This is a genomic window from Kribbella sp., assembly GCF_035687465.1.
Classification (GTDB): domain Bacteria; phylum Actinomycetota; class Actinomycetes; order Propionibacteriales; family Kribbellaceae; genus Kribbella.
The window spans coordinates 1-4,927 of sequence record NZ_DASRXP010000680.1; the positions used below are offsets into that span (position 1 = coordinate 1).

General features: G+C 67.4%; 6 protein-coding genes. 4 read left to right on the forward strand and 2 right to left on the reverse strand.

Annotated elements, in window-relative coordinates; translation table 11 throughout:
* The 3 genes from VFG33_RS36380 to VFG33_RS36390 form a co-directional block, all read left to right on the forward strand.
* Positions 1-397: Dyp-type peroxidase (locus VFG33_RS36380; RefSeq protein ID WP_325057578.1), on the forward strand; the 397-nt coding region annotated here is incomplete at its 5' end.
* Between the two features lie 31 nt (positions 398-428).
* Positions 429-1,997: an ATP-dependent DNA ligase gene (locus VFG33_RS36385; RefSeq protein WP_524538167.1), complete on the forward strand. Its 1,569-nt coding sequence runs from the start codon at positions 429-431 to the stop codon at positions 1,995-1,997.
* A complete protein-coding gene (locus VFG33_RS36390) occupies positions 1,994-2,677 on the forward strand; it encodes a class I SAM-dependent methyltransferase (RefSeq protein ID WP_325057579.1) in 684 nt (227 codons plus the stop codon). Before VFG33_RS36385 ends, VFG33_RS36390 begins: the two co-directional genes overlap by 4 nt.
* Here the strand turns inward: VFG33_RS36390 and VFG33_RS36395 are convergent, their stop codons facing one another.
* Positions 2,678-3,463, reverse strand: coding sequence for an SDR family oxidoreductase (locus VFG33_RS36395; protein WP_325057580.1), 786 nt, complete (start codon positions 3,461-3,463; stop codon positions 2,678-2,680).
* 154 nt (positions 3,464-3,617) lie between these two features.
* On the opposite strand from VFG33_RS36395, the gene VFG33_RS36400 reads away from it, so the two are divergent.
* The gene (locus tag VFG33_RS36400) at positions 3,618-4,493 is read left to right on the forward strand and encodes a Sco1979 family transcriptional regulator (protein ID WP_325057581.1); all 876 of its coding nucleotides are present in this window, start codon (positions 3,618-3,620) and stop codon (positions 4,491-4,493) included.
* 10 nt (positions 4,494-4,503) lie between these two features.
* Here VFG33_RS36400 and VFG33_RS36405 read toward each other — a convergent pair.
* The coding region (locus VFG33_RS36405; protein ID WP_524538168.1) for a TroA family protein at positions 4,504-4,927 on the reverse strand (424 nt) is incomplete at its 5' end.

A 4,927-nucleotide genomic window follows, 5' to 3' on the forward strand; every position in this document is an offset into this window, starting at 1 on the left:
ATACCTGCACGACATGACCGCCTGGAACTCACTGTCCGTCGAGCAGCAGGAGCTGGTGATCGGGCGGACGAAGCTCGAGGACATCGAGATGCACGACGACGTCAAGCCGACCAACTCGCACATCGCACTGAACGTGATCGAGGACGAGGACGGCAACGAGCAGCAGATCCTGCGCGACAACATGCCGTTCGGGCACATCGGCAGCCAGGAGTTCGGCACCTACTTCATCGGCTACGCCAAGGATCCGGGGGTGACGGAGCTGATGCTGCGGCGGATGTTCCTCGGTGAGCCCGAGGGCAACTATGACCGGATCCTCGACTTCTCGACCGCGACCACCGGCACCCTCTTCTTCACTCCGTCCGCCGCCTTCCTGGACGACCTGCCGCCGGCTGCCTGATCGGGTAGCGGTGCCGGAAAATGTCGGCGCGGTGGGTAAGACTGTTGAGATGTTGCTTGCGGATGTGGTCGCTACCTCGACCTCGTTGAGCCAGACCCGGTCGCGCCGGGCGAAGGCCGACCTGATCGCGACTCTGCTGACCACCGCGACCGATCCGGTGGAGACCGAGATCGTGGTGACTTACCTGTCCGGCGAGCTGCGGCAACGCCGTACTGGGGTCGGCTGGCGGACCTTGGCGGACGCGCCGGCGCCGGCGGATGACCCCTCGCTGACGATCGAGGAGGTCGACCAGGCGTTCGCCGAGCTCGCGGAGATGGCCGGAGCGGGGTCGCAGGCTAGGCGGCGGGAGGCTGTCAACGCGTTGTTTGGTCGCGCGACTGGCGATGAGCAGCGGTTCCTCAGGTTCCTGGTCAGTGGCGAGCTGCGGCAGGGCGCGCTCGACGGCGTGATGGCCGACGCGGTGGCCAAGGCGACCGGCATCCCGCTGGAGAAGATCCGCGCGGCGACGATGTTGCGCGGGGCGGCCGCCCCCGTCGCGGTCGCCGTCCTGACCGAGGGTGAAGCCGGGCTCGACCAGTTCGGCCTCGAGGTCGGTCGCGGGGTGCAGCCGATGCTCGCGCAGTCCGCGACCAGCGTGGCCGAGGCGATGACCAAGACCGGTTCACCGGCCGCGATCGAGTGGAAGCTGGACGGCATCCGGATCCAGGTCCACCGCGACGGCGACCAGGTGGTCGTCTTCACTCGCACGCTCGACGACATCACCGGCCGGGTTCCGGAGGTGGTCGCGGCAGTGCTCGAGTTGAAGGCCGAGAAGGTCGTTCTCGACGGGGAGCTGATCGCGCTCCGCCCGGACGGCCGCCCCGAGGCCTTCCAGGTCACAGGTTCCCGTACTGCGACTCGCGCGGCGACCGGTCCCGAGACGGTCCCGCTGACGCCGTATTTCTTCGACATCCTGCACCTCGACGGCCAGGACCTGCTCGGACTCGACAGCACCGAGCGGCACGAGTGGCTGAGCAGCCTCGTGCCTGAGGAGCGCCGGATCCCACGATTCGTCACCGAAGACCCGGAGGCCGGGCAGGCGTTCTTCGCCGACGCGGTGAAGCGCGGCCACGAGGGCGTGATGGTGAAGTCCCTGACCGTTCCGTACGAGGCGGGTCGGCGCGGATCCGGTTGGGTGAAGGTGAAGCAGACCCACACGCTCGACCTCGTCGTGCTCGCGGCGGAGTGGGGCCACGGGCGGCGTACCGGCTGGCTGTCGAACCTGCACCTGGGCGCACGGGACGCCGAGACCGGCGAGTTCGTGATGCTCGGCAAGACCTTCAAGGGACTGACCGACGAGCTGCTGCGCTGGCAGACCGAGCGATTCCAGCAACTCGAGGTCAGTCGCGACGACTACACGGTCTATCTGCGGCCGGAGATCGTGGTGGAGATCGCGTTCGACGGCGTCCAGACCTCGACCCGGTACCCGGGCGGCATGGCGTTGCGGTTCGCCAGGGTGCTGCGGTATCGCGAGGACAAGACTCCTGACCAGGTCGACACTGTTCAGGCAGTGCGTTCCATCCATCAGCCCACTAGTGACGAGCCGAGCGAGGACGAATGACCGAGCCAGCCGAAGATCCCGATGTCGCTTCGCGGCGCCTTGCCCACGAGTCGCTCGCGGAGGACGACCCGACGGGCTGGTTCGAACGCCTCTACTCGGCTGCCCAGGACGGCGAGGCCGTCGTTCCCTGGGACCGTGGCTCGGCGCATCCGCTGCTCAGCGACTGGATCGAGACAGCCCAGCCGGATGGGACCGGCAAGCGGGCGCTCGTGGTCGGAGCCGGCACCGGCTGGGACGCTGAGAGGATCTGCGATCTCGGCTACACCACGACCGCGTTCGACATCTCGCCGAGTGCGGTGGCGACGGCGAAGCAGCTCCATCCCGACTCGAAGGTGGAGTACCGGACCGCGAACCTGCTGGACCCGCCGGCCGAGTGGCATCACGCCTTCGATCTGGTCGTCGAGATCTATACCGTGCAGGCCTTGCCGATCGACCTTCAGCCGGCCGCCACCAAACAGGTCGGCGAGCAGGTCGGCCCCGGCGGGACCCTCGTCGTGATCGCCGTCGTCCGAAGTGACGAGGTCACGGACGAGCAGCTCGAGGGTCCGCCCTGGCCGCTGTCTCGCGCGGGGATCGATGCCTTCGGCACCGACGACCTACAGCTCATCCAGCTCGACCGGGTGCCCAGCCCTTCGAGCCCGACCTACGCCCAGGTCCGGGCCGAGTTCCTCCGCGACTGATCAGCGGTAGTGCTTGCTGAGGAAGTCTTCCCAGGTGCGGCTGCCGACGGCGTGGTCCGGGGCGAGGTTGGCTCCGGCCCGGAAGGCTGCCGCCGCCTTGCCGGGGGTCTTCAGCGAGACCGTCAGCCGGTGCTTGCCACTCGCGCGCAGGTAGCTCTTCGCGAGTTCCGCCATCGTGTAGACCCGTGGGCCGGCGATGTCGGGCACCAGACCGGCCGGCTCGCCGAGTGCTAGTTCGACCAACCTGGCCGCCACTTCCTCGGCCTCGACCGGCTGGAACTTCGCGCCGCCCCACAGCGGCATCACCGGCAGCTTGGCCATCGCCTCGAGCGTCATCAGGATCCAGTCGTGGAACTGCGTCGCGCGAAGCGTCGTCCACGGCAGCCCCGATCCGGCCACGACCCGCTCGGCGCCCAACTTGGCGGCGAAGTACCCGTAGATCGCACGGTCGATCCGGCTGACGATCGGGACCGCGTCCGCCCCGACGACCGAGATGTAGACGAGGTGGGGATTTCCGACCTTGGCCGCCGCCCGCACCAGGGTGCTTGCCTTCTCCTCATCCCCCTTGGCGCTGCCGGCGCAGTGCAGGATGGTGTCCACTCCATCCGCGGCAGCCTCGACGCCCTCGCCGGTAGCCAGATCACCGGTGACGAACTCGACGCCACCGCCGGAGGGCTTGGTATGCCGGGTCAGCACCCGCACCTTCACTCCGGTATCCAGCAGCATCGGGGTGATCGGTCGTCCCAGCGTGCCGGTTCCACCGGTGAGCAGAATGGTTGACGTCATGGTTGGCTCCCAACTCTTTTCGGACCGGTCTTCCGCAGGTCTCTACTTGTCTGACTCCCCTCACCTGCCGAATGTGACTGGCCTGTCCGCGACAGCCGAGCTGACCGAAATTGCCATGGGAACATATGTTCGATAATAAGGTAGACTGCTCCTCATGGCCGGGCGGAGTGAGCCGGGGCCGACGGCTCTGCGAATCATGTTGGGCGCGCATCTGAGGCGGTTACGAGAGCGCGCTGCTGTCAGCCGGTCCGACGCCGGGTGGGCGATCAGAGCGTCGGAATCGAAGATCAGCCGGCTGGAGCTCGGGCGGGTCGGCTTCAAGGAGCGTGACGTCCTCGACCTGCTCAGCCTGTACGGCGTGATGGAGGCGGCCGAACGGGATCGCCTGCTGCAGTTGGCCCGGGATGCGAACCATCGCGGCTGGTGGCACCAGTACGGCGATGTCACGCCCGACTGGTTCGATGCCTACCTCGGGCTCGAGGCTGCGGCGGAGCTGATCCGCACCTACGAGATCCAGTTCGTGCCAGGCCTCCTGCAGACCGCGGAGTACACCCGGGCCGTCGCCAGGCTGACCCCCGGGGATCGCTCGGACGCCGAGGTGGAGCAGGTGGTCGCGCTGCGGACCTCACGGCAGAAGGTCTTCGAGCGTCAACCCGCCCTGAAGCTCTGGGCCGTCATCGAGGAGTCGGTACTCCGGCGCCCGATCGGCGGCGTCACCGTGCTCCGCGAGCAACTGGAGGCCCTGCTCGCCGCGATCAAGAGGCCGAACATCACCCTGCAGATCATCCCGACCGGTGATTCCGGGCATGCCGCGACCGGCGGTGCGTTCAGCGTGCTGCGGTTCCCGGAGCCGGATCCCCCCGACGTGGTCTACCTCGAGCACCTGACCAGCGCGTTGTACCTGGACAAGCGCGACGATGTGGACGCCTACACCCGCATCCTCGACATCCTGGCCGTCAGCGGCCCGCCGCCCCAGCAGGCCGAGCACCAACTCACCGAGATCCTCGCCCAACTCCCCCGCGATCCCTGAGCGGCGAGTGTCAGCTGCCTTGCAGAACGGCCTTCAGCATCGGCACGACCTTGGAGAGGACGTACTTGATCCCGAGCGGCCCACCGATGGAGAAGGCGCTCGCGAATTGGCCCAACTCGGAGTTCGAGTTGATCACCGGAGCGCCACCGAAGTACGCCACATGCTTCGCCTTGACGGTCGCCAGCGCGTTGAACACCGCATTGCCGGTGAGACTCGGGTCGACCTTGCCACTCTGATCCTGCGCGGCCACGAAGATCAGGTCGGCGTTGATCAGCTCCAACTGCTCATTGGAGAGCTTGACGTAGAAGTCACCGTTCTCGAGCGCGGCGATCTTCGGGTTCACAGTGAAGCCGAGCGACTGCAGCAACCGCATCCTGGGGTCCGACGGCAACCAGGCGTTGAACGCGTTGTCGGAGTAGACCCCGGCGGTGATG